This is a genomic window from Bacillus sp. SIMBA_074 (genome assembly GCF_046534555.1).
Lineage (GTDB): Bacteria > Bacillota > Bacilli > Bacillales > Bacillaceae_G > Bacillus_A > Bacillus_A mycoides.
The window spans coordinates 1-260 of the sequence record NZ_JAWRYM010000743.1 but is presented as its reverse complement, the minus strand read 5'-3'; the positions used below and the strand labels follow the sequence as shown (position 1 = coordinate 260).

General features: G+C 65.4%; 1 protein-coding gene. It reads right to left on the bottom strand.

Translation table 11 applies throughout. The annotated features are described in order from the left end of the window. Nucleotides 1-260: putative sulfate exporter family transporter (locus tag SB773_RS32755; RefSeq protein WP_410594568.1), on the bottom strand; the 260-nt coding region annotated here is incomplete at both ends.

The following is a 260-nucleotide window of genomic DNA, read 5'->3' as shown; positions in this document are numbered from 1 at the left end:
CATTGAACAGGAAGATCGTCGAAACCGCGTAGGCGATCTCGGAGCTGGCGGCGCCGATGATGGGGGAGATTGCAGCGATCGCCGACGCACCGCAGATCCCGGTCCCAACACCGATCAGGGTGCGTTCCCGGCGCGGAATGCGCAGAGCCCGGCCGACGCCCCAAGCGGCAAGGAGACACACCGCCAGCGTAGAGAGCATCACGGGAAGGGACTGCACACCCACGACGAGCACACTCGACAACGAGAGCTGGACGCCCAAC